Source organism: Romboutsia sp. (assembly GCF_035470145.1).
Lineage (GTDB): Bacteria > Bacillota > Clostridia > Peptostreptococcales > Peptostreptococcaceae > Romboutsia_D.
Genome location: NZ_DATIRC010000198.1, coordinates 1 through 2,279 on the forward strand (window position 1 = coordinate 1; position 2,279 = coordinate 2,279).

Consider the following 2,279-nt stretch of genomic DNA (forward strand, 5'->3'; position numbering starts at 1 on the left):
TTAACTTTCATTTTGCACCTCTTTTCTAAAAGTTGTATAGTTATATTATATACCAAATCGGCATATTTGTTGTATGCAATATATCGCAACTTTCGACATTAAAAAAAGACTACATAAGTAGTCTTAAAGTTATTGTTTTATTTGCATATCTTTATTTCATTTACAACTTCAAAATAATTTAAGTCCTTTATTCTAACTTCTTCGCAATCCGTACCATTGAATACCACAACAATTTCATCAAGTTTAACATTTATAATAACTTCGTGTATTGGATTATTCTTGAAATATGAAATTTTTGCAACGTAGTATTTATTCCACTTTAATTTCATGATAAATTCTCCTTTTTATGTTATACTCTTAAATTCTTCTTCTAACTCTGTTTTATATTCTTTAAGTACATCAAGCACTCTGTTTTTTATGTCAGTATTCATTTTAAATTCTTTTGATTCAATTACTCCATACGAATTAGATATAAACCTCATAATTTTATCTTTTATGCTTAATTTTCCTGCCCATACTTTACTAGCTGAATTTATAAATAAATCTAATTCTCTTATTTCTTCATTTAGTGCATTTGCTTTATTAAGTTGCTTAATATCCATCTTATCACCTTCTTATCTTGAAATCACTTTTTCATTACTTTGTAATATACCATTTGCCAAACATTTCTTTTGCTAATACATAATCACAATCTTGCCACCAACTCACACGTGGATTGTAGAATTTTAATTTAAATTCTTTTACATCTGATTTATCTATTTTATAACTGCAACCAGTTTTTATGCTCGTTATTACTTTATTTTCACATAATGCTTCCCATGCAGTTTCAAAGTAATATTCATGTGTAGTACATACTTCTTTAATCATTAAATCACCTCATTCTCATTTTAGTACTTGAAATATGTTTTTTATCACTTATCACTTCGTACATTTTACACTCAACCCATTCAAAACTATCATGATTATACCTTCTGTCAAAATTAATTTTCATATCTCCATTTAAACCAATGTCCACAACTTGACCATAGTGTAACAATGGGTGCAATTTAAAAGCATACTCATTTTTTACCCTTACAAAATCTTCTACATTCATAACTACCTCCAAGTACAATTAAAATACAATTTTTATTACTAAATATTTAACCTTTGAATTTCTTCTACTATTTGCATATTTATATACTTACGTTGAATATCAAACTCATACCAATCTGAATAAGTCCCATCACCTTTTAACTTAACTATATCTTTAGGTACTCTATATGCACTTTCTTGAATGTTTAAACCATCTATAAGATTTAACTGACTATCAGTCACCCCTTGAATAAGCCAACACTCATAATTATCTTCTTTTTCTTCCCCAACTTTTATAAACTCATTGTCTTTTTCAAATTCATGTATTCCAAATTTTTCAGTTAATTCATAAACCCTAAACTCTAATTTCATATCTTAAAACTCCTCTTTAATTACCTTCTATATTTTTCAAATATTCCCTTGCGAAATAATATAATTCTTCATAGATATATTTTGCACTATCCCTTTTGTCTAAATAAACCAACTCAAAACCGTATCTAGCCTTTAACGAAAATATCTTAGCTTGATAACTTAGAGGACGCATCTTAGATAATACGTCATGCCTAAATATACCCATATTAGCTTTTGAATATCCTCCTCCAACTTCTACTAAAACTATCATTTTTATTCCTAAATCAGCACTTCTTTTTAATTCTCTTTCAAATCTATTTAATCCTTCTTGGTCCATACTTTTAGTATCGTTTAGATTTCCTACCAATTCAGCTAATGAAGCTTTTCTTTCAATTACTATTTTGTCTTTAAAATTAATTTGTTTCCCACTTGGTAACTGTACGCATATAGTAAAATCGCCTGTTTTAAGCCCCTTCTCCTGCTTAAAATACTGTATAGGCTTAGTATAATAAGCTTTTTTACCTTCTTTTTTTTCATGTTGGCTAGGATATATCTTAATCCCTTTATCCCATACATCTGTTATATGCTTATGCGATTTTTCCCTCGTATCAACAACCATTTTTATTTTTGTTTTATTTATATCCATATCTAGTCCCCCACTTACTTATTTGAAGCTTAAATATTCCCCTTATCATATGTAATTAGTAGAGGGAATAAATCCCCCTACTTTTATTTTTTTTCTGCTTCTGCTTTAGCTTTGTAGCCATCAAACACTCTTTTGTATTCTTCGTCTGTTAAATCCTCAATGCCCTTGTTAAAAGTTTTCTTAATTGCACTATCTACTGCATCTTTACTTA

General features: G+C 28.2%; 6 protein-coding genes. All 6 read right to left on the bottom strand.

The genetic code is table 11. The annotated features are described in order from the left end of the window. Nucleotides 1-137: 137 nt before the first annotated feature. Genes VLM92_RS08445 through VLM92_RS08470 form a run of 6 tightly spaced genes read right to left on the bottom strand, consistent with a single transcriptional unit; the run spans nt 138 to nt 2,068 of the window. Entirely contained in the window at nt 138-329 is a 192-nt protein-coding gene (locus tag VLM92_RS08445) for a hypothetical protein (RefSeq protein WP_325275899.1), read from the bottom strand. Nucleotides 330-344: 15 nt separating this feature from the next. Beyond that, nucleotides 345-602: a hypothetical protein gene (locus tag VLM92_RS08450; protein WP_325275900.1), complete on the bottom strand. Its 258-nt coding sequence runs from the start codon at nt 600-602 to the stop codon at nt 345-347. 34 nt (nt 603-636) lie between these two features. Further along, a complete protein-coding gene (locus VLM92_RS08455) occupies nt 637-867 on the bottom strand; it encodes a hypothetical protein (RefSeq protein ID WP_325275901.1) in 231 nt (76 codons plus the stop codon). A 4-nt stretch (nt 868-871) separates the two neighbouring features. After that, on the bottom strand, nt 872-1,093 hold the full coding sequence (locus tag VLM92_RS08460; RefSeq protein WP_325275902.1) for a hypothetical protein: 222 nt from the start codon (nt 1,091-1,093) through the stop codon (nt 872-874). Nucleotides 1,094-1,131: 38 nt separating this feature from the next. After that, nucleotides 1,132-1,443 carry a hypothetical protein gene (locus VLM92_RS08465; protein WP_325275903.1) on the bottom strand — a complete coding sequence of 104 codons (312 nt, stop codon included), beginning with the start codon at nt 1,441-1,443 and terminating at the stop codon, nt 1,132-1,134. Between the two features lie 16 nt (nt 1,444-1,459). Continuing rightward, nucleotides 1,460-2,068 (bottom strand): ERCC4 domain-containing protein, encoded by a 609-nt coding sequence (locus tag VLM92_RS08470; protein ID WP_325275904.1) that lies wholly within the window; start codon nt 2,066-2,068, stop codon nt 1,460-1,462. Between the last annotated feature and the right edge of the window lie 211 nt (nt 2,069-2,279).

Bases quoted from the DNA above. Each gene is read 5' to 3' on its own strand.
- VLM92_RS08455 (WP_325275901.1), bottom strand. From the start codon at position 867: ATGATTAAAGAAGTATGTACTACACATGAATATTACTTTGAAACTGCA.
- VLM92_RS08460 (WP_325275902.1), bottom strand. From the start codon at position 1,093: ATGAATGTAGAAGATTTTGTAAGGGTAAAAAATGAGTATGCTTTTAAA.
- VLM92_RS08450 (WP_325275900.1), bottom strand. From the start codon at position 602: ATGGATATTAAGCAACTTAATAAAGCAAATGCACTAAATGAAGAAATA.
- VLM92_RS08445 (WP_325275899.1), bottom strand. From the start codon at position 329: ATGAAATTAAAGTGGAATAAATACTACGTTGCAAAAATTTCATATTTC.
- VLM92_RS08470 (WP_325275904.1), bottom strand. From the start codon at position 2,068: ATGGATATAAATAAAACAAAAATAAAAATGGTTGTTGATACGAGGGAA.
- VLM92_RS08465 (WP_325275903.1), bottom strand. From the start codon at position 1,443: ATGAAATTAGAGTTTAGGGTTTATGAATTAACTGAAAAATTTGGAATA.